The organism is Actinacidiphila glaucinigra, assembly GCF_035918135.1.
GTDB lineage: Bacteria > Actinomycetota > Actinomycetes > Streptomycetales > Streptomycetaceae > Actinacidiphila > Actinacidiphila glaucinigra.
Genome location: NZ_CP109144.1, coordinates 3,566,784 through 3,586,722, shown reverse-complemented (window position 1 = coordinate 3,586,722; position 19,939 = coordinate 3,566,784). Strand labels below are relative to the sequence as shown.

General features: G+C 73.2%; 18 protein-coding genes. 13 read left to right on the top strand and 5 right to left on the bottom strand.

Annotated elements, in window-relative coordinates; genetic code table 11:
• Positions 1 to 39: 39 nt before the first annotated feature.
• The 3 genes from OIE69_RS15675 (at position 40) to nudC (ending at position 5,885) form a co-directional block, all read left to right on the top strand.
• Positions 40 to 3,489, top strand: a complete 3,450-nt coding sequence (locus OIE69_RS15675) for an ATP-dependent helicase (protein ID WP_326572551.1) — start codon at positions 40 to 42, stop codon at positions 3,487 to 3,489.
• Positions 3,490 to 3,499: 10 nt separating this feature from the next.
• Positions 3,500 to 4,888, top strand: a complete 1,389-nt coding sequence (locus tag OIE69_RS15670; RefSeq protein WP_326572550.1) for a dipeptidase — start codon at positions 3,500 to 3,502, stop codon at positions 4,886 to 4,888.
• 118 nt (positions 4,889 to 5,006) lie between these two features.
• On the top strand, positions 5,007 to 5,885 hold the full coding sequence (gene nudC, locus OIE69_RS15665; RefSeq protein WP_326581179.1) for an NAD(+) diphosphatase: 879 nt from the start codon (positions 5,007 to 5,009) through the stop codon (positions 5,883 to 5,885).
• Between the two features lie 61 nt (positions 5,886 to 5,946).
• Here nudC and OIE69_RS15660 read toward each other — a convergent pair whose 3' ends face one another.
• Entirely contained in the window at positions 5,947 to 6,204 is a 258-nt protein-coding gene (locus OIE69_RS15660) for a mycoredoxin (protein WP_326572549.1), read from the bottom strand.
• A 154-nt stretch (positions 6,205 to 6,358) separates the two neighbouring features.
• On the opposite strand from OIE69_RS15660, the gene OIE69_RS15655 reads away from it, so the two are divergent.
• From OIE69_RS15655 to OIE69_RS15635, 5 genes are all read left to right on the top strand, one after another.
• The gene (locus OIE69_RS15655; RefSeq protein WP_326572548.1) at positions 6,359 to 8,593 is read left to right on the top strand and encodes an ATP-dependent DNA helicase UvrD2; all 2,235 of its coding nucleotides are present in this window, start codon (positions 6,359 to 6,361) and stop codon (positions 8,591 to 8,593) included.
• Positions 8,594 to 8,757: 164 nt separating this feature from the next.
• Positions 8,758 to 9,036: a hypothetical protein gene (locus OIE69_RS15650; protein ID WP_089224436.1), complete on the top strand. Its 279-nt coding sequence runs from the start codon at positions 8,758 to 8,760 to the stop codon at positions 9,034 to 9,036.
• Positions 9,037 to 9,141: 105 nt separating this feature from the next.
• On the top strand, positions 9,142 to 9,516 hold the full coding sequence (locus OIE69_RS15645) for a WhiB family transcriptional regulator (protein ID WP_326572547.1): 375 nt from the start codon (positions 9,142 to 9,144) through the stop codon (positions 9,514 to 9,516).
• On the top strand, positions 9,513 to 9,824 hold the full coding sequence (locus tag OIE69_RS15640) for a hypothetical protein (RefSeq protein ID WP_089224072.1): 312 nt from the start codon (positions 9,513 to 9,515) through the stop codon (positions 9,822 to 9,824). The genes OIE69_RS15645 and OIE69_RS15640 overlap by 4 nt, the downstream gene beginning before the upstream one ends.
• A 73-nt stretch (positions 9,825 to 9,897) precedes the next feature.
• On the top strand, positions 9,898 to 10,098 hold the full coding sequence (locus OIE69_RS15635; protein WP_326572546.1) for a hypothetical protein: 201 nt from the start codon (positions 9,898 to 9,900) through the stop codon (positions 10,096 to 10,098).
• Between the two features lie 21 nt (positions 10,099 to 10,119).
• Here the strand turns inward: OIE69_RS15635 and OIE69_RS15630 are convergent, their stop codons facing one another.
• Both OIE69_RS15630 and OIE69_RS15625 read right to left on the bottom strand, forming a co-directional pair.
• The gene (locus OIE69_RS15630) at positions 10,120 to 11,490 is read right to left on the bottom strand and encodes an ABC1 kinase family protein (RefSeq protein ID WP_326572545.1); all 1,371 of its coding nucleotides are present in this window, start codon (positions 11,488 to 11,490) and stop codon (positions 10,120 to 10,122) included.
• Between the two features lie 70 nt (positions 11,491 to 11,560).
• On the bottom strand, positions 11,561 to 12,682 hold the full coding sequence (locus OIE69_RS15625) for a TOMM precursor leader peptide-binding protein (RefSeq protein ID WP_326572544.1): 1,122 nt from the start codon (positions 12,680 to 12,682) through the stop codon (positions 11,561 to 11,563).
• A gap of 216 nt (positions 12,683 to 12,898) precedes the next feature.
• Here OIE69_RS15625 and OIE69_RS15620 point away from each other — a divergent pair, with 216 nt between their 5' ends.
• From OIE69_RS15620 to OIE69_RS15605, 4 genes are all read left to right on the top strand, one after another.
• Entirely contained in the window at positions 12,899 to 13,474 is a 576-nt protein-coding gene (locus OIE69_RS15620) for a M48 metallopeptidase family protein (RefSeq protein ID WP_326572543.1), read from the top strand.
• Between the two features lie 87 nt (positions 13,475 to 13,561).
• Positions 13,562 to 15,223 carry a TerD family protein gene (locus OIE69_RS15615; protein ID WP_326572542.1) on the top strand — a complete coding sequence of 554 codons (1,662 nt, stop codon included), beginning with the start codon at positions 13,562 to 13,564 and terminating at the stop codon, positions 15,221 to 15,223.
• Between the two features lie 13 nt (positions 15,224 to 15,236).
• Complete coding sequence (locus OIE69_RS15610; RefSeq protein ID WP_326572541.1) at positions 15,237 to 15,920, top strand: AIM24 family protein; 684 nt, start codon at positions 15,237 to 15,239, stop codon at positions 15,918 to 15,920.
• Between the two features lie 16 nt (positions 15,921 to 15,936).
• Positions 15,937 to 16,698 (top strand): AIM24 family protein, encoded by a 762-nt coding sequence (locus tag OIE69_RS15605; RefSeq protein ID WP_326572540.1) that lies wholly within the window; start codon positions 15,937 to 15,939, stop codon positions 16,696 to 16,698.
• A 33-nt stretch (positions 16,699 to 16,731) separates the two neighbouring features.
• On the opposite strand, the gene OIE69_RS15600 is transcribed toward OIE69_RS15605, so the two are convergent.
• Together OIE69_RS15600 and OIE69_RS15595 are read right to left on the bottom strand one after the other, a co-directional pair.
• Positions 16,732 to 17,259 carry an NUDIX hydrolase gene (locus OIE69_RS15600; RefSeq protein ID WP_326572539.1) on the bottom strand — a complete coding sequence of 176 codons (528 nt, stop codon included), beginning with the start codon at positions 17,257 to 17,259 and terminating at the stop codon, positions 16,732 to 16,734.
• Entirely contained in the window at positions 17,256 to 18,704 is a 1,449-nt protein-coding gene (locus tag OIE69_RS15595) for a zinc-dependent metalloprotease (RefSeq protein WP_326572538.1), read from the bottom strand. Before OIE69_RS15595 ends, OIE69_RS15600 begins: the two co-directional genes overlap by 4 nt.
• A gap of 128 nt (positions 18,705 to 18,832) precedes the next feature.
• Between OIE69_RS15595 and OIE69_RS15590 the strand changes: the two genes are divergently transcribed.
• Positions 18,833 to 19,936: an SDR family oxidoreductase gene (locus tag OIE69_RS15590; RefSeq protein ID WP_326572537.1), complete on the top strand. Its 1,104-nt coding sequence runs from the start codon at positions 18,833 to 18,835 to the stop codon at positions 19,934 to 19,936.
• Positions 19,937 to 19,939 lie beyond the last annotated feature (3 nt).

The window sequence follows — 19,939 nt, the reverse complement described above, 5'->3', positions numbered from 1 at the left end:
CGGCGTCGGCTGTCGGTGGCGCCCGATAACCTCCCCTTCGTGTCCTCCCGCATCACCGGTCCCGAGCAGCTGAAGGAGCTGCTGGGCATCCCGTTCACCCCGGAGCAGACGGCGTGCATCACCGCGCCGCTCGCCCCGCAGGTGATCGTGGCCGGTGCCGGTTCCGGGAAGACGACCGTCATGGCGGCCCGCGTGGTGTGGCTGGTCGGCACCGGGCAGGTCGCGCCCGAGCAGGTGCTGGGGCTGACGTTCACGAACAAGGCCGCCGGGGAGTTGTCGGAGCGCGTGCGCAAGGCCCTCGTCCGGGCCGGCGTCGGCGATCCCGACCCGGCGGACCCCGACCACGCGCCGGGCGAGCCGCAGATCTCCACCTACCACGCCTTCGCCGGACAGCTGCTCAAGGAGCACGGGCTGCGCATCGGGCTGGAGCCGACCGCGCGGCTGCTCGCCGACGCGACGCGCTACCAGCTCGCGGCGCGCGTCCTGCGGGCCGCGCCCGGCCCCTTCCCGGCGCTCACCAAGGGCATCCCGAACCTGGTCAGCGACCTGCTGGCGCTGGAGGGCGAGCTGTCGGAGCACCTGGTGCCGCCCGAGCGGCTGCTCGCCCACGACCGGGAGTGGCTCGCCGCCCTCGACGGCGTCCGGCTCACCAACGCGGATCTGCGCAGGCTCCCCGAGACGGCCCGCGCCCGCGTCGACCTGACCGGGCTCGCCGCCGCGTACCGCGCCGAGAAGAAGCAGCGCGACCTGCTCGACTTCGGCGACCAGATCGCCCTGTCGGCGACCCTGGCCCGCACCCGCCCCGAGGTCGGCCGCATCCTGCGCGAGCAGTACGCCGTGGTGCTGCTCGACGAGTACCAGGACACCTCCGTCGCCCAGGGCCTGCTGCTCTCCGCCCTCTTCGGCGACGGCACGGGCCATCCGGTGACCGCGGTCGGCGACCCCTGCCAGGCCATCTACGGCTGGCGCGGCGCCTCGGTGGCCAACCTCGACGACTTCCCGCTCCACTTCGCGCACACCGACGGGACACCCGCCCGCCGCCAGTCCCTGTCGGAGAACCGGCGCAGCGGCGGCCGGCTGCTCGACCTCGCCAACGACCTCGCCGTCGAGCTGCGCGAGCGCCACGAGGGCGTCGAGGCCCTGCGGCCCGCTCCCGGCGCCGAACGGGACGGCGTGGTGCGCTGCGCGCTGCTGCCCACCCAGGAGGAGGAGATCGCCTGGATCGCCGACTCCATCGCGCACCTGGTCCGCACGGGCACCGCGCCCGGCGAGATCGCCGTGCTGTGCCGGGCCGCGGCTCACTTCGCCGACATCCACGCGGCCCTCGTCGCCCGCGACGTGCCGGTGGAGGTGGTCGGCCTGTCCGGGCTGCTGCACCTGCCGGAGGTCGCCGACCTGGTCTCCGTCTGCGAGGTGCTGCAGGACCCGACGGCCAACGCCGCCCTCGTCCGGCTGCTCACCGGGCCGCGCTGGCGGATCGGGGCGCGCGACCTGGCCCTGCTCGGGCGGCGCGCGCGGCTGCTGGTGCCGGGCCGCGGCGACACCGCGGACCGGCTGGCCGCCGCGGTGGAGGGCGTCGATCCGGCCGAGGTGATCTCGCTCGCCGACGCCCTGGAGACCTTCGTCGACGGCGAGCCCGAGGACCGCCTGCCCTTCTCGGCCGAGGCGCGGGTGCGCTTCGCGCGCCTGGCCACCGAGATACGCGAGCTGCGCCGCTCCCTCGCCGACCCGCTCATGGACGTCCTGCACCGGGTGCTCGCCGTCACCGGCCTGGAGGTCGAGCTCTCCGCGTCCCCGCACGCGCTGGCCGCCCGCCGTCGGGAGACCCTGCACGCCTTCCTGGACATCGCGGCCGGCTTCGCCTCCCTGGACGGCGAGGCCACGCTGCTGGCCTTCCTCGGCTTCCTGCGCACCGCCGCGCAGTACGAGAAGGGCCTGGACAGCTCGCTGCCCGGCGGCGAGAACACGGTGAAGGTGCTCACGGCGCACAAGTCCAAGGGCCTGGAGTGGGACGTCGTGGCCGTCCCGGGGCTGGTCCGCAAGGGCTTCCCGAGCGAGCGGGGCCGCGAGCTGTGGCACTTCAACGCAAAGGTGCTGCCGCACGCGCTGCGCGGTGACGCCGCCACCCTCCCCGATGTCGAGGAGTGGTCCCGGGCGGGCCTGGCCGGCTTCAAGGCGGCCATGGCCGAGCACAACCGGGTCGAGGAGCTGCGGCTCGGCTACGTCACCTTCACCCGGCCGCGCTCCCTGCTGCTCGGCTCCGGTCACTGGTGGGGGCCCAGCCAGAAGCGGCCCTTCGGCCCGTCCGCCTTCCTCGAGGCGCTGCGTGCGCACTGCGAGGCCGGCCACGGCGAGGTCGAGCACTGGGCCGAGGAGCCCGCACCCGACGCCGGCAACCCGGCTCTGGCCCGTACCGGCGAGACACCGTGGCCGCTGCCCCTGGACCAGGCCGCCATGGCCCGTCGCCGCGAGGCCGCGCGCAACGTGCTGGCCCACTTGCAGGCCCCGGCCGCGCACCCCGTGGCCGCGCCGTCCGACCCCGAGTGGCCGCCGCCCCCCGAGGACGAGGAGGAACCGCCGCCGTACGACGACGACGCGTACGACGACTACGACGCTTACGGCGACCCGTACGAAGCTCCGTACGGCGAGGACGACGCCGGCGACCAAGAGGACCGGCCCGCCGACCGGCCCGCCATCCCCGGGCAGCCCGGTCCGCCCGGGTACGGAGGCGGGGACAGGGCCCTGCTCCCCGAGGAGGCCCGCGCCGTCGCGTCCTGGGACCGGGACCTCGACGCCCTCACCGAGGAGCTGCTCCGCTCCCGGGCGGCCGTCCGCGACGTCCTGCTGCCCACCACGCTCAGCGCCTCCGCGCTGCTGCGGGTGGCCGCCGACCCCGACGGCTTCGCCCGCGAGCTGGCCCGCCCCATGCCCCGTCCGCCGCGGCCCGCGGCCCGGCGCGGCACCCGCTTCCACGCCTGGGTCGAGTCCCGCTTCGAGGAGTTGCCGCTGATCGCCCCCGAGGAGCTGCCCGGCATCGAGGGCGACGACGAGATCGCCGACGAACGCGACCTCGCCGCGCTCAAGGAGGCCTTCCTGCGGACCCCGTACGCCGAGCGCACCCCCTACCGCGTCGAGGCGCCGTTCCAGCTCGGCCTCGCCGGGAGGGTGATCCGAGGACGGATCGACGCGGTGTACCGGGAGGGTGACGGCTACGAGATCGTCGACTGGAAGACCGGGCGGGCCGGCACCGCCGACCCGCTGCAGCTGGCCGTCTACCGGCTCGCCTGGGCCGAGCAGCGCGGAGTGCCGTTGTCACAGGTCACGGCCGCTTTCCTGCACGTTCGTACAGGGGAGCTGACCCGACCCGGGCCGCTGCCCGACCGGGCCGCGCTGGAACGCCTGCTGCTGGGCGGCCCGGCACCCGGACGGGAAGCCGGGCCGGGGGCCGCGCCCGGTGCCGACGCCGGGGGTCCCGGCGTGGCCCGATAGGCTCAAGGCCATGAGCACCACCCCGGACAGCGTCGTCCGTACGTACGTCGAAGCCCATCGCGAGGCCTTCCTCGGCGACCTCGCCGAGTGGCTGCGCATCCCCTCGGTCTCGGCCGATCCGGAGCGCGCACCCGACGTACGGCGCAGCGCCGAGTGGCTGGCGGCGAAGCTGAAGGAGACCGGCTTCCCGGTGGCCGAGGTGTGGGAGACCCCCGGTGCCCCCGCGGTCTTCGCCGAGTGGCCCTCCGACGCCGCGGACGCGCCGACGGTGCTCGTCTACGGCCACCACGACGTGCAGCCCGCCGCCCTCGGGGACGGCTGGGACGGCGAGCCCTTCGAGCCGCGGATCCGCGACGGCCGGATGTACGGACGGGGCGCCGCGGACGACAAGGGCCAGGTGTTCTTCCACACACTCGGCGTCCGCGCGCACCTGGCCGCCACCGGCCGCACCGCCCCCGCGGTGAATCTGAAGCTGCTGATCGAGGGCGAGGAGGAGTCCGGCTCCCCGCACTTCACCGAGCTCGTGCGCGCCCACGCCGGGCGGCTGGCCTGCGACACCGTGATCGTCTCGGACACCGGCATGTGGGACGAGGACACCCCCACCGTCTGCACCGGCATGCGCGGCCTGGCCGACTGCCAGATCGATCTCCGCGGCCCCGACCAGGACATCCACTCCGGGTCCTTCGGCGGCGCCGTCCCCAACCCGGCGACCGAGGCGGCCCGGCTCGCCGCGGCGCTGCACGACGCGGACGGCCGGGTGGCGATCCCCGGCTTCTACGACGGCGTCCTCGAGCTCACCGACCACGAGCGCGAACTGTTCGCCCGGCTGCCCTTCGACGAGGAGCGCTGGCTGCGCACCGCCAGGTCGCACGCGACGAGCGGCGAGGCCGGCTACTCCACCCTGGAGCGGGTCTGGGCCCGGCCGACCGCCGAGGTCAACGGCATCGGCGGCGGCTACCAGGGTCCCGGCGGCAAGACGATCGTGCCGTCCTCGGCGCAGCTGAAGCTGTCCTTCCGCCTGGTGGCCGGGCAGGACACCGACCGGGTGCAGCGGCTGGTCGCCGACTGGGTCGCCGCCCGCGTCCCGGCCGGGATCCGGCACGAGATCACCTTCTGGGGGGCCACCCGCCCCTGCCTGACCCCGCTGGACCACCCCGCGCTGCGTGCGGTGACCCGGGCGATGGGCCGGGCCTTCGGCAAGGAGGTCCTGTTCACCCGCGAGGGCGGCTCGGGCCCGGCGGCCGACCTGCAGGACGTTCTCGATGTCCCCGTCCTGTTCCTGGGAATTTCCGTGCCGTCCGACGGTTGGCACTCGGTGAACGAGAAGGTGGAACTGGACCTTCTGCTCAAGGGCGTGGAGACGTCCGCGTACCTCTGGAGCGAGTTCACGACTCTGTGAGCATCCGCACCCATCCGCGCGCTACGGGGAGTTGACAGGAATCTTGTCCGATACGTCCGGAACCGGCCCCACCTTCGACACGACGGCCTTCCCGCCGCCCCTCGCCCGCCCGTCGGGCGTGGACCGCGCCGCCGAGCACCGGCTCGACGAGGCCTGGCTGGCCGCCGCCTGGAGCCACCCCAAGACGCAGGTGTTCGTGGTCTCCGGGGGTCAGGTCCTGGTCGAGGACACGCCGGACGGCCGCACCGAGCTGGTCATGATGCCGAGCTTCGAGGCGCCGGAGAGCGAGGTGCACCGCTACTTCCTCGGCGTCGACGACGAGGGGGTCCGCTACTTCGCGCTGCAGAAGGACTCGCTGCCCGGACGCCTGGACGAGGCGGCCCGCCCGGCCGGGCTCCGGGAGGTCGGGGCCCTGCTGTCGGACCGCGACGCCGGCCTGATGGTGCACGCGGTCGCGCTGGAGAACTGGCAGCGCATGCACCGCTTCTGCTCGCGCTGCGGGGAGCGCACCGTGGTGGCGGCCGCGGGCCACATCCGCCGCTGCCCTGCCTGCGGCGCGGAGCACTACCCGCGCACCGACCCCGCGGTGATCATGCTGGTCACCGACGAGGAGGACCGGGCGCTGCTGGGCCGCCAGGTGCACTGGCCGGAGGGGCGCTTCTCGACGCTCGCGGGCTTCGTGGAGCCGGGGGAGTCCCTGGAGCAGGCCGTGGTGCGCGAGGTCGCCGAGGAGGCCGGGGTGACCGTCGGCGAGGTGAGCTACGTCTCCAGCCAGCCCTGGCCGTTCCCCTCCAGCCTGATGCTGGGCTTCATGGCGCGCGCCACGTCCTCGGAGATCACCGTGGACGGCGAGGAACTGCACGAGGCGCGCTGGTTCTCCCGCGAGGAGTACCGCAAGGCGATGGAGACCGGCGAGGTGCTGCCGCCCTACGGGATCTCCATCGCGGCGAGGCTGATCGAGCGCTGGTACGGGATGCCGCTGCCGGCCCGCCGCTGAGGACGGGCGACGGCCCCGTCCGGCCCGGCCGCGCCTGCCGCGCGGCCGGGCCGGACCGTCATCAGCCCGCGAGGGCCTGCTTGACCTGGGCCAGGCTGGGGTTGCTCAGCGCGACGGCCTCGGCGCCGCTCTTGGGGGACACCAGGAGCGTCGGGACGAGCTGGTTGCCGCCGTTGACGCTCTCGACGAACTTCGCCGAGTCCGAGTCGTGCTCGATGTTGACCTCCGTGTAGGCGATGCCCTCACGGTCCAGCTGACCCTTCAGGCGGCGGCAGTATCCGCACCACGTGGTGCTGTACATCGTCACAGTGCCGGACATCGGTGTTCGCTCCTTCAAGGCTGGGGATGACGTCGATCCCGAGAACGCTAACCCCTTGCCGCGGCATTCCTTGCAATCGTTCGCGGTACGACCATCCCACCTCAGCTGTGGATAACTTTCCCGGCCGTCTCCCGGGACCTGGCAGCATGGCGGGGTGACTGCACCAACCCACACCCCGCTCTTCCCGGACTTCCCCGCCGTACCGGACTCGGCGGACGCCGTGCTCGCCGGGCTCGACCCCGAGCAGCGCGCCGTCGCCACCGCCCTGCACGGCCCGGTCTGCGTGCTGGCGGGAGCCGGCACGGGCAAGACGCGCGCGATCACCCACCGGATCGCGTACGGGGTGCGGGCCGGGATACTGCAGCCGTCCAGTGTGCTCGCCGTCACCTTCACCGCCCGTGCGGCAGGGGAGATGCGCGGGCGGCTGCGGCAGCTCGGCGCGGGCGGTGTGCAGGCGCGCACCTTCCACTCCGCGGCGCTGCGTCAGCTGCAGTACTTCTGGCCGCGGGCCGTCGGCGGCGAGATGCCGCGGCTGGCCGAGCGCAAGATCCAGCTCGTCGCGGAGGCCGGGGCCCGTTCCCGCATCCGGCTCGACCGCAACGAACTGCGCGACGTCACCGGCGAGATCGAGTGGGCCAAGGTCACCCAGACCGCTCCCGAGGACTATCCGGCGGCCGCCGCCAAGGCCGCCCGGGACGTGCCGCGCGACCCCGCCGAGATCGCCCGGATCTACACCACCTACGAGCAGCTCAAGCGCGACCGCGGGGTCATCGACTTCGAGGACGTGCTGCTGCTCACCGTCGGCGTCCTGGAGGACCGGACGGACGTCGCCGACGCCGTCCGCTCCCAGTACCAGCACTTCGTCGTCGACGAGTACCAGGACGTCAGCCCGCTGCAGCAGCGCCTGCTGGACCTGTGGCTCGGCGGGCGGGACAGCGTCTGCGTCGTCGGCGACGCCTCGCAGACCATCTACTCCTTCACCGGCGCCACCCCGGAGTTCCTGCTCGGGTTCCGCGGCCGGCACCCGCAGGCCACGGTGGTGAAGCTGGTCCGCGACTACCGCTCCACCCCCCAGGTGGTGCACCTCGCCAACGGGCTGCTGTCCCAGGCCCGCGGCCAGGCCGCCCAGCACCGCCTGGAGCTGGTCTCGCAGCGCGAGGCCGGCCCCGAGCCGGTCTACACCGAGTACCCGGACGAGCCCGCCGAGGCCGAGGGCACCGCCCGGCGGATCCGCGAGCTGATGGACGAGGGCGTGCGCCCCAGCGAGATCGCCGTGCTGTACCGGGTGAACGCGCAGTCCGAGGTCTACGAGCAGGCGCTCGCCGACGCCGGCGTGCCCTACCAGCTGCGCGGCGCCGAGCGCTTCTTCGAGCGTCCCGAGGTCCGCGAGGCCGGGATGCTGCTGCGCGGTGCCGCGCGGGCGGGCGGCGGCTCCGACCCGGGCCTGGACGACGAGGATCTGCCCGCACACGTGCGGGCGGTGCTCAGCACCCGCGGCTGGTCCACCGAACCCCCGGCCGGGTCGGGCGCGGTCCGCGACCGCTGGGAGTCGCTGGCGGCCCTGGTGCGGCTGGCCGAGGACTTCCACCGGGCCCGGCCGCAGGCCACGCTCGCGGACTTCGTCGCCGAGCTCGACGAACGTGCCGGCGCCCAGCACGCCCCGACCGTCGAGGGCGTCACCCTGGCCTCGCTGCACGCCGCCAAGGGCCTGGAGTGGGACGCGGTGTTCCTGGTCGGCCTGACCGAGGGGACGATGCCGATCACCTACGCCAAGACCGACGAGCAGGTCGAGGAGGAGCGCCGGCTGCTCTACGTCGGCGTCACCCGCGCCCGGTTCCACCTCTCCCTGTCATGGGCGCTGTCCCGCTCGCCGGGCGGACGCGGCGGCAGGCGGCCCTCGCGCTTCCTGGACGGGCTGCGGCCGGGCTCGGCGGCCCGAGGCAGGGCGGGCGGCCGTTCGGCCGCCACGGGCGGCGTGGAGCGCGGCTCGGGCGGCAGGAAGCGGCGCGGGCCGGTGCAGTGCCGCGTGTGCGGCCGCACCCTGTCCGACGCGGGCGAGATCAAGCTGATGCGCTGTGAGGACTGCCCCTCCGACATGGACGAGGCGCTGTACGAGCGGCTGCGCGAGTGGCGGGTGGAGCAGGCGAAGGCGCTGGGCCAGCCGGCCTACTGCGTCTTCACCGACAAGACGCTGCTGGCGATCGCCGAGGTGCGGCCCACCACGGAGGGGGAATTGTCCGTCATCTCCGGGGTCGGGGCCCGCAAACTGGACAAGTTCGGTGCCGACGTCCTCGCCCTGTGCACGGGTGGCGAGCCCGGCGGTGCGGCTGGTGACGAGGCCGTTGAGGAAGCTGTTGGGGAAGTTGTCGAAGAAGAGCCCGGAAAATAGTTTGCGCGCCCCGAGGAAATCCCCATAGCCTGCGTGAGCGCGGACGACGCGGCTCTGTGAAGGACCTTCCCGGAGCGGTGGAATCCGTGATGTACTGACCCAGCACCACCTGCCAGACCAGCCCTACGAGACGCCGAGAGGAGGCGAGACCAGTGACCAGCTTCATGACGAAAATGACCGATCGTCCGGTCGCCGCCGCCTGCTCTCTTGGTGTCTCACTCCGTGGCACCGGTCTGTCCAGCCGCCTGTCCGTCGAACTGCCCACCACCGTTCTCTCCATCCGGGAGCGCGGCGGCGAGCGACCGACGCAGGCGCCGGCGGTGGCAGTGATGGCTGAGGCCCAGGCCTATGCCTTCGCGGCGACCAATGGTGCCGGAACCCAGAAGCAGCAGCACCCGAAGTGGGCCTTCCGCGGGCTCGAACCCTGGAGTGATCCAGTCTGATCGACGATCAGGCCGGCGCCTTCAGGGCCGCGGAATCCCAGACCGGGATCCGCGGCCCTTCTGTTTTCCCCACCCCCCGACAAACAGATGAGGAACGAAGCGATCGTGCATCTCACCCCGCACGCACCGTCCGTACCCGCCCCCGTACACCCGCCCGCGCTCCGCGCCGCTCCGCCCGACCCTGACCCGGAGGTCCCCTTGCTGCCCCTCACCGAGCTCGACGACGAGATCGACCGCCTCGGCGTCCCCGTCCCCTGCCGGACCTTCGACCCGGAGGTCTTCTTCGCCGAGTCCCCGGCCGACGTCGAGTACGCCAAGTCGCTCTGCCAGACCTGCCCGGTCCGCGAGGCCTGCCTCGCCGGTGCGAAGGACCGCCGTGAGCCCTGGGGTGTCTGGGGTGGCGAGCTCTTCGTCCAGGGTGTCGTGGTGCCGCGCAAGCGTCCCCGTGGCCGTCCGCGCAAGAACGCTGTTGTGGCATGAAGCGTCCCGCCGTCGGAACGATCGACCGTCCCCTCACGCACGACCCCAAGAAGCAGGCCCCGATGAACCCGTCCGTCACCGAACGCCCCGCCCCGCCGTCCGACGCTCCCACTGAGCGCCAGAACAGGAACCTCGAAATGCAACTCATGCCAGAAGCCCTGGCTCGTGCCCATATGCAAGAGCGCCTCTACGAGGCCGAGCACGAACGGATGGCCCTCCGCGTGCTCAACGCCCGGCGTCTGCAGCGCCGTGCCGAACGCGCCTCGCTCCGCGCCCGCCGCGCGCTGGCGATGGCCGTGATGCAGTAGCGCTCACACATCGGCAACGACACACAACCGCGGGGCCGGTCGATTTCGACCGGCCCCGCGATATCGTCATAAAGTGGACCAGAAGACTCAATTCGAACGGGTCGGGACTGCTCCCACGACGACGACATGCGCCCGGTGCGGGGCCGTCGCCGAGGGACTTCCCCTCACCTGGACCTGCTCCGTCGAGAACGGCAGTCGCGTGTACTTCTGCGACGACTGCGCCCGCACCAACATCCGCAGCATCGAGGGCCGGCTGGACTCCTCCTGGTGGTAGGGCCCGCCGGGCTCGCTGCGCCTAGGCCGAGGCGTCCTCGGTCTCGGGCAGCGGGGCCAGGTCCTCCCCGGAGAAGCCCGGCAGCCATTCGAGCAGCTCGTCCCGCAGCCTGACCGTGGCCGCCAGCTGGCACAGCACCCCGATGGTGCTGAGCGTCACCCGGTGGATGAGCAGGTACGAGGGCGGCAGGTTGAGCTGCTTGCCCAGCTGGTGCGCGGGTGAGCGCGGGTCGGCGATCCGCGCCGCCTGCGCGCGCATCCAGCCGCGCGCGAAGGTGAACTCCTCCACCGCCGCGGGCTCGATGATCGGCCGCAGGTAGTCGAGCACGGCGTCGGGGTCGAGCTCGACCGTCGGCCTGACGAAGCCCTCCTGGCGGAGCATCGCGTGCACCGATTCCGCGTCGTCGGCCAGCGCCAGGCGCAGCGCCGACCCTATGGGCAGCGGCAGGCCCTCGGGGAGGCGGTCCACCGTGCCGAAGTCCAGCACGCCCAGCCGCCAGCCCCGCGCGGGGCCGTCGTCGACGAGCAGCCGGAAGTTGCCCGGGTGCGGATCGGCGTGGAGCAGCCCGGTCCGGGCCGGACCGGCGAAGAGGAAGCGCGCCAGCAACTGGCCCGCGCGGTCGCGCATCTCCGCGGTGCCCCCCGAGATCACCTCCGCCAGCGGCACCCCGTCCATCCACTCCGTGACCAGCACCTGGTCCGTGCGGTGCACCACGTCGGGCACCACCACGTCGGGGTCGTCGGCGAACTCGACCGCGTGGGCGTGCTGGGCCTGCGCCTCCAGCTCGTAGTCCAGCTCCTCCGCGACCCGGTCGCGCAGCTCCGAGATCAGCGGCTTGATGTCCATGCCGGGGATGAGCGGTCCGAACAGCCGTGCCACCCGGCCGAGTTGGTTGAGGTCCGACAGCAGGGCGTCCCCCGCGCCCGGGTACTGGACCTTCACCGCGACCTTGCGGCCGTCGTGCCACACGGCCCGGTGCACCTGCCCGATCGAGGCGGCCGCCGCCGGCCGGTCGTCGAACTCGGTGAAGAACTCGCGCCAGTTTTCGCCGAGGCGCTCGGCCAGCACGGCGTGCACGGTGCGGGCGGGCATCGGTGGCGCCGCGTCCTGAAGTTTGGTGAGGGCGGCACGGTAGGGGCCCGCGACCTCCTCGGGCAGGGCGGCCTCGAAGACCGACAGGGCCTGCCCGAACTTCATGGCGCCGCCCTTCAGCTCGCCGAGGACCTTGAAGAGCTGTTCGGCCGTCCGCTCCTGCAGCTCGGTGGCGACCTCTTCCGCGGGGCGCCCGCCGAGCCGCTTGCCCAGCCCCAGCGTCGCCCGCCCGGCGAATCCCAGTGGGAGCGCCGCCAACTTGGCGGTACGGGTCACCGCTTTGCGCGGAAGATCAGACATGCGCCCCCTCTTTCCGATCGGTCACGTCGTCATTGTCCCCCGCCCCTCCCGGACCATGGCACCGGCGGTGTCACAAACCTCCTGCGTCGTCGGTCACCCCGGCATCCGCGGTGTGCGCACCGCACCCGCACCTGCGGTCCCCCGGCACCGGCCGCACCTCCGTCGTCAGCCGGGCGAGGCCCATCTCGACGCGTCCGCCGCAGCTCGGCGGCCGCCCGCCGTCGACGAAGGCCAGGGCGTGCGCCGCGGCGAGCCCCGCGACCGTGGTGGCCAGCGCGATGTCGCACGCGGGGACCCCGCCCCGGCCGGACCGCAACTGCGCCAGCACCCTCGGCCAGGCCGCGTCGGCGTCGGCCATCCGCAGTCCCAGGCATCCCGCGCAGCCCGTGCTCCCCGGCACCACCAGGGGACCCACCACTCCCCGGCCTTCCAGCACCCCCGTGTAGAGGTGGGGGATCCCGGCGGCCATCAGCGGCTCGGCCTCCCGCGCGTCGGGGGCGTAGGCCGCCAGTCCGTCCCGCGGCGCGACCACCACCAGCGACAGTCCGGGCTCCGGCACCGCGGACGGCCCCCGGCGGCCCACCGCCGCCGCCCGCGGATCGGGCGCCGCCCTGCGCACCAGACCGCGCGCCGCCGCGTCCCGGCGCTCGCCGATGTGCTCGGCGGGGATGCCGCCCGGCGCGGTGTCCCAGGGCTCGACCCGGCCGCCGTCGCGCACGTCGACCCGGCCGACTCCCGCCGCGGAGAGGACCGCCGCGACCGTCGCGCCGACCCGGCCGGCCCCGGCCACCCGTACGCGGGCGGCCCGCCGCCGGCCCATCCGGTCCGCCGCGCCGCCGGGGTCGGAGTGGACCACGGACAGCGCCGCGAGGTCGGGGCGGAGCCGGTCCAGCGCGGCCGAGTGGTGCCGTATGGTCTCGGACAGCTCGGTGTGCGCCGTTGCGTCGTCGAGCACACCGCCCTCGGCCAGCAGCCCGAGCAGCCGCTGGGCCTGCGGGGGCCGCAGCCCCAGCGACTCGGCCTCGCGGGCGAGCGGGCCGAGCCCGCGCGTGCCGTCGAGCAGGTCGAGGAAGGCGGCGGCCGCGCCGTCCACCGGGTCCAGGACCACCGCGTGCGCCGGGTCGACGCCGAACTGCAGACTTTCCCGGCTGCGCCAACTGCGGCGCATCGCCGGCTTGAGCATGGGACGCATCGCCACCCCCGTGGGCAGAGTTCCCGATCGAGAGATCGTTCCGATTCCGTACCGGACCAGCATGCCCGGAATCCGCGGACAGACCGCAAAAGTTATCCACAGGCGCTGCAAATGATCATTCGATATGACCGACACCCGGCAACTTCCCGCCCGCCTTTTTCACCGGGCACCACCGGGGGCGGGACTTCCCGGACCCGGTGCGGGTAACGTCGGGGCGTGTCCGCCGACCCCGCCCAGAGCCTTTCCGGCCAGCCCCCGCGCGCCCCCAGGACCAGCGCGGTGGAAGTGCGCCGAAGCGCCCGACGACGCCGGACGGTCTCGGCGTACCGCGAGGGCGACGTCACCGTGGTCCTCATCCCCGCCCGGATGTCCGCCGCCGAGGAGAAGCGCTGGGTGACGGTCATGCTCGACAAGCTCGCCGCCCAGGAGAGCCGCCGCCGGCTCGGCGACGACGAGCTGTCCGCCCGCGCTGCGCAGCTGTCCGCGCAGTACCTCGGCGGCCGCGCGATACCGCGGACCGTGCGCTGGGTCACCAACCAGAACTCCCGCTGGGGCTCGTGCACACCGGCCGAGGGCAGCATCCGTCTGTCCCACCGGCTCCAGGGCATGCCCGAGTACGTCGTCGACTACGTCCTCCTCCACGAACTGGCCCACCTCCTGGTGCCCGGTCACGGGCCGGACTTCTGGAAGCTGCTGGAGTCCTACCCGCGCACCGAACGCGCCCGCGGGTACCTGGAGGGCGTCGTCGCCGCGGCCCGGCTGCCGCACCCGCCCACGGCACGCGAGGAATAGCGGGGGAATAGCCCCGGTCACGGCCAGCGGTTAGCCTGGCGCAACGCACCAAGTACGTACGTACGGATGGGGGGACGGTCCTTAGCAATGGCCAGGGAATTCCAGCGCGGCCACAAGGCCAAGATCAGTGACCTGACCGCGGGGACGGATCTGTACATCGGCGTGCAGATCAGCGGACCCGGTCTCGGCTTCGACATCAGCTGTTTCGGGCTCGACGCCGGGGAACAGCTCTCCGACGACCGCTACTTCATCTTCTACAACCAGCCCAAGTCGCCCGAGGAGGCGATCCAGCAGCTGGGGACGCAGGCCGGGGACACCGAGTCCTTCCGGGTCACCCTGGACCGGATTCCCGCGCAGATCCAGAAGCTGAGCTTCACCGCGACGATCGACGGCGCCGGGCAGATGTCGCAGATCGGCCCGGGCTACGTCAGGATCGTCGCCGGGGGCGAGGAGGTCGCCCGCTACGCCTTCACCGGCGCCGAGTTCAGCACCGAGCGCGCGGTCATGCTCGCCGACTTCTACCTCAAGGACGTCTGGCGCTTCGCCGCCGTGGGCCAGGGCTTCGACGGCGGACTGGACGCCCTGCTCAAGAACTTCGGCGGCGAGGTCGCCGAGGAGCAGCAGGCCGCCCCCGAGCAGCCCGCCGCGGCACCGGGCTTCGCGCCCCCCGCGGGCCCCGCGCCCGGCTTCGCACCCCCGGTGGCCACCGGGCCGCCCGCCCCGCCCCAGCCCGCACCGGCCTTCGGCGCTCCGCCCGCTCCGGCCCCGGCGCCCGTGCACGCCGCCCCCACCATGGTGGCGCCGATGACCACGCCGCCGCCCCAGGCCCCGCCGCAGGCACCCCCGGGCCAGCCGCCGTTCGGCCAGGTCCCGCCGCCGCAGGCGCCTCCGGGCCAGGTTCCGGGCCCGATGCCGGGTCAGCCGCCCTTCGGCCAGGCCCCGTACGGCCAGCCCGTCCCCGGTCAGCCGATGCCCGGTCAGGGCATGCCGGGTCAGCCCGCCTTCGGTCAGCCCGCCTTCGGTCAGCCCGCCTTCGGTCAGCCGCCGCAGGCCCCGCACGCCGGACAGGTCCCGCAGACCCCCGGCGCCGGTCTGGCGGCCGCCATGCAGAAGTACCGCGAGCTGCCCACCGGCCAGCGCTGGACCCAGCAGAACCCGAAGCTGATGCGCGCCGACCTCGCGCAGGCCGGCGGCCAGCCCGTGCTCGCCCGCCAGGGCAGCATGGTGCTCTACCAGGGCAAGGTCGAATTCGGCTACAAGGGCGCCGGGTTCACCGGCCGCGTCGTCGGCAACATGACCGGCCAGGAGATGCAGTTGATGCGCTGCACCGGCCGCGGCCAGGTCTTCTTCGCCGAGGAAGCGTCCTACCTGCACCCCATCGAGCTCCAGGGCGACGCCATCTGCGTCTCCGCCGAGAACGTGCTCGCCTTCGACGAGTCCCTGCAGCACGAGGTCCGCCGCATCGAGGGCCACGGCATCCCCGGCGGCGCCCTGTTCACCATGCAGTTCCAGGGCACGGGCACGGTCGTGGTCAAGACCCACGGCACCCCGGTGGTGCTGCCGGTCACCCCGACCACCTACGCCGACAGCAACGCGATCGTCGCCTGGTCGGCGGCCTCGCAGGTGGTGCTCTCCAGCCAGGTGCGGCTGCGCAGGAACGCCTTCCCAGGACACAGCGGGGAGACCGTGAACCTGCAGTTCCGGGGCGCTCCAGGCAACTTCGTCATCGTCCAGCCGTACGAGGTCTGAGGGGGAGCCCGTCATGGACCAGTCATTGATCTCCGGGTACGCCCCGGCACCGGTCACCGCCCGCATGGAGAACCACGGCAGCAGCATGCTGAAGGTCGCCATGCAGAGCGGCCAGGACCTCTTCGCGCGCACCGGTTCGATGGTCGCCTACGAGGGCTTCGTCCAGTACGAGCCCAACCCGCCCGCCGTCCGCCAGATGGCCTCGCAGTGGCTCACCGGCGAGGGCGCACCGATCATGAAGTGCTCCGGCGACGGCTTGCTGTACCTCGCGGACTACGGCGCCGACGTCGTGTGCGTCTACCTCAACAACGAGGCCCTGTCGGTCAACGGCAGCAATCTGCTCGCCTTCGACGCCCACCTGCAGTGGGGCGTGGAGCGGGTGAAGGGCCTGGCCAAGTTCGCCGGCCAGGGTCTGTTCAACGTCGGGATCTCGGGCACCGGCTGGGTGGCCATCACCTCGCGCGGCACCCCGGTGGTGGTCGACTGCGGCCGCGGCGAGGACGAGACCTACGTCGACCCGGACGCGCTCGTGGCCTGGTCGAGCGGGCTGAAGACGAAGGCGAAGCGCAGCTTCAAGGCGTCCGCCCTCATCGGGCGCGGCAGCGGCGAGGCCTTCCAGATCGGCTTCTCCGGCCAGGGCTTCGTCGTCGTACAGCCCAGTGAGGACAGCACCGACCGCCTCCGAGTCCGGGGCTGAGGGGGAGCGAGACACCATGCAGAGCCCGCTTTTCGGTTACACCGAGGTCCAGACCGAGGACCAGTACGCACTCCAGAACCCGTACCTGCTGCGGGTCAAGCTCGACGGCCGCACCGACTGCCTGGCCCGCAAGGGCGCCATGGTCGCGTACCAGGGCCTGATCGAGTTCGACGGCGAGTACCAGAGCCACGCCCAGCGCTCCGCCCGCCACCGCACCGGTGAGGGCCTGGAGCTGATGCGCTGCTCCGGGCAGGGCACGGTCTACCTGGCCAACCTCGCCCAGCACGTCCACGTCGTCGACGTGGACCAGGAGGGCCTGACCGTGGACGGCGCCTATGTGCTGGCGCTCGACTCCGGGCTGCACTGGGAGGTCATCTCCGTCGACAGCCAGTTCGGCATCTCCGGCAGCGGCGCCTACAACCTCAACATCACGGGGCACGGCAAGGTCGCGCTGATGACCTCGGGCAAGCCGCTGCTGATGCCGGTCACCCCGGACAAGTACGTCTCCGCCGACTCCGACGCGGTCGTCGCCTGGTCGTCCTCGCTCCGGGTGCAGATGCAGGCCCAGACCAGCTCCTCGGGCGTCTGGCGGCGGCGCGGCAACACCGGTGAGGGCTGGGAGCTCAACTTCCTCGGCCAGGGCTACGTCCTGGTGCAGCCCAGCGAGCTGATGCCGCCGCAGAACGCCCAGCTCGGCGGAGGCGTCGCCGCGCAGTACGGCTTCGGCCAGCAGGGCGCGCACGGCATGAACCAGGGCAACATCTTCAGCAACCGCTGAGAGCCCGCCGCGGGTCCCGCCCCGCGCGCCGCCTCAGAGCAGCGCGCGGGTGCGGGCCAGCAGCGTCCGGACGGAACCGTCCGCGACGTCGGCGACCTCGTCGTAGGAGTACCACTTCAGGTCCAGCGACTCCTCGCTGATCTCCTCCACCGCGCCGGGCGGGGCCACCGCCGCGTACTGCACGTCCAGGTGCCAGGCGCACGGCGTCAGGTGACGGTCGAGGTTGACCGGCTCGGGGCGCAGCAGGGTGAGCCCGCGGATGCCCGACTCCTCGACACCCTCGCGCAGCGCGGCCGCGGCCAGCGAGGTGTCCTCCGGTTCGCAGTGACCACCCATCTGCAGCCACATCCCGAGCTTCTTGTGCAGGGTCAGCAGCACCCTTCCCCGCTCCGGGTCCACCACCAGGGCGCTGCCCGTGACGTGTCCCTCGGCGCAGGCCTTCCACATGCCGTCCGGGTGCTCCTGCAGGTGGGCCAGATAGGTCTCCCGGAGCCGTTCCTGGCCCGTGTCGGGCGCGGACCAGTCCTTCAGGACGCGCACCGCGTCGTCGTGCAGAGTCACTTCTCGTCGTCGCCCTTGCCCTCGTCGGTGTCGCCGCGTTCGTCCTCGTCCCGCCGGACGTCCTTCACATGACCGCCCGCGGCCTCGCCGAGGATCTTGTCGAGTTCGGAGAAGTCCAGCTGCTCGTGGTGGACGAAGCCGTCGGGGTCGTCCAGGTCCGCGGCGGTCGGCAGCATGTCCGGATGGGCCCACAGCCCGTCGCGCCCGTCGACGCCGCGCGCGTCGGTGAGCGATGCCCACAGCCGGGAGGCGTCCCGCAGCCGGCGGGGCCGCAGCTCCAGACCGATCAGCGTGGCGAAGGTCTGCTCCGCGGGGCCGCCGCTCGCCCGGCGGCGGCGCAGCGTCTCGCGCAGCGCCCCGGCCGACGGCAGGTGCGGTGCGGCGGCCGCGTGCACGACCGCGTCCACCCAGCCCTCGACGAGGGCGAGGGCCGTCTCCAGGCGGGCCAGCGCCGCCTTCTGCGCCGGGGTGTCCTCGGGCTGGAACATGCCCTGCTGCAGGGCGTCCTGGAGCGCCTCGGGGTTCGACGGGTCGAGGTGGCCGACCGCGTCCTCCAGCTTCGCGGTGTCCACCTTGATACCGCGGGCGTAACCCTCGACGGCGCCGAACAGGTGTGCCCGCAGCCACGGCACGTGGGCGAACAACCGCTGGTGCGCCGCCTCGCGCAGCGCCAGGTAGAGCCGGACCTCGTCCTGCGGCACGCTCAGGCCCAGGCCGAAGGCCTCCACGTTGGCGGGGAGCAGCGCGGCCTTGCCGGCCGGGCCGAGCGGCAGGCCGATGTCGGTCGAGCCCACGACCTCACCGGCGAGCGTGCCCAGCGCCTGCCCGATCTGGGTGCCGAACATGGCGCCGCCCATGGACCGCATCATGCCCAGCAGCGGGCCGGCCATGGCCTGCATCTCCTCGGGCAGCACGTCGCCCATCGCCGTGCCGACGCGCTCGGCGACCGGGTCGACCAGCTCCTTCCACACCGGAAGGGTCGCCTCGACCCACTCGGCGCGGCTCCACGCCACGGCCGAACCGGCGCCGGAGGGCATCGACGTCACCCCGTCGAGCCACAGGTCGGCCAGCCGCAGCGCCTCCTGGACCTTCGCCCGGTCCGCGGGGCCCACGCTGACGTCCTTCGAGCCCTCGGAGGTGCCCTGGGCCACCGTCTGCCGGGCGATGTCCTTGGCCATCTCCCAGTTCACCGGGCCGCCCTCGTACGAGAGCATCTGGCCCAGCTGCTGGAAGGCCGCGCCGAGGTCGTTGGGGTTCAGCGAACCGAACATCGCGGCGAAGGGATTGTCCCCGCCCGGTCCGCCGCCGAAGGGGTTCGCGCCGCCGAAACCGAAGGGATTGGCCGGTCCCCGGGAGCTGTCGCCGGAACCGCCCGGCTTCTTGCCGTCGTCCCCTTCCTCGGGCTCCTCGGGAGGGACTCCGAATCCGAATGGGATGTCGCTCACGGTTTCCTCGGCTCTGTGTGTTGTGGGCTGTACCTCCAGCCTAGACACCCGTCAGGCAGGATGGCTGCGTACGGACCGCGGTTGCGGACCGCGCACCCGGTACCAGAGACAACCGTGGGAGACACCTGGTGAGTTCCCCAGAACCGACCGTTCGCCCAGAGCGGAGCGGCGGCCGGGCCCCCGCCGGACCCGTGGTCGCCGTCACCGGCGCCGCCTCCGGCGTCGGCCTGCTGCTGGCCCTGCGCCTGGCCGAATCCGACCAGGTCAAGAAGGTCGTGGCGATCGACGAGCGCCGCGGTGACGTTCCCGGCGCCCAGTGGGCGGTGCTCGACGTACGCGACCCGGCGATCGCCGAGCGGCTGCGCGGCGTCGATGTCGTCGTCCACCTCGCGCTCGACCTGGACCTGGAGTCCGACCCCAAGGCGCGCAGCGCCTTCAACGTGCGCGGCACCCAGACGGTGCTCACCGCGGCGGCCGCCGCGGGCGTGCGGCGCGTGGTGCTGTGCACCTCGGCCATGGTCTACGGCGCCCATGCGGACAACGACGTCCCGCTCGCCGAGGACGCGCCTCTGCGCGCGACCGCGGAGGCGTCCTTCGTGGGCGATCTGCTGGAGATCGAGCGGCTCGGCAAGCGAGCCCCCCGTGCCCATCCCGGCCTCAATGTGACGATCCTGCGCCCGGCCGTGCTGGTGGGCGGCACCGACACCGCGCTCACCCGCTACTTCGAGTCGCCGCGCCTGCTGGTGGTGGGCGGCAGCCGTCCCTGCTGGCAGTTCTGCCACGTGGAGGACCTGGTGACGGCCATGGAGCACGCGGCGCTGGAGAAGGTCGACGGCGAGATGGCCGTGGGCTGCGACGGCTGGCTGGAGCAGGAGGAGGTCGAGGAGCTCTCGGGCATCCGGCGCATGGAGCTGCCGCCCGCGGTGGCGCTCGGCGCGGCCTCCCGGCTGCACCGGCTGGGGCTCACCCCCTCCCCGGCGGGCGACCTGGCGTACACGATGCATCCCTGGGTGGTCAGCGGCAGCCGGCTGCACGAGTCGGGCTGGCGGCCGAAGTGGACCAACGAGGAGGTGCTGGCCGTCCTGCTGGAGGAGGTCTCCGGCCGCAACTCCGTCGTCGGGCGGCGCCTGGGGCGCAAGGACGCGGCCACGCTCGGGGCGGCGGGCGCGACGGTCGCCCTGGTGGGCACGGCGGCGATGGTGCGGAGGGCGCGCAGGCGCCGCGGTGTCTGAGCG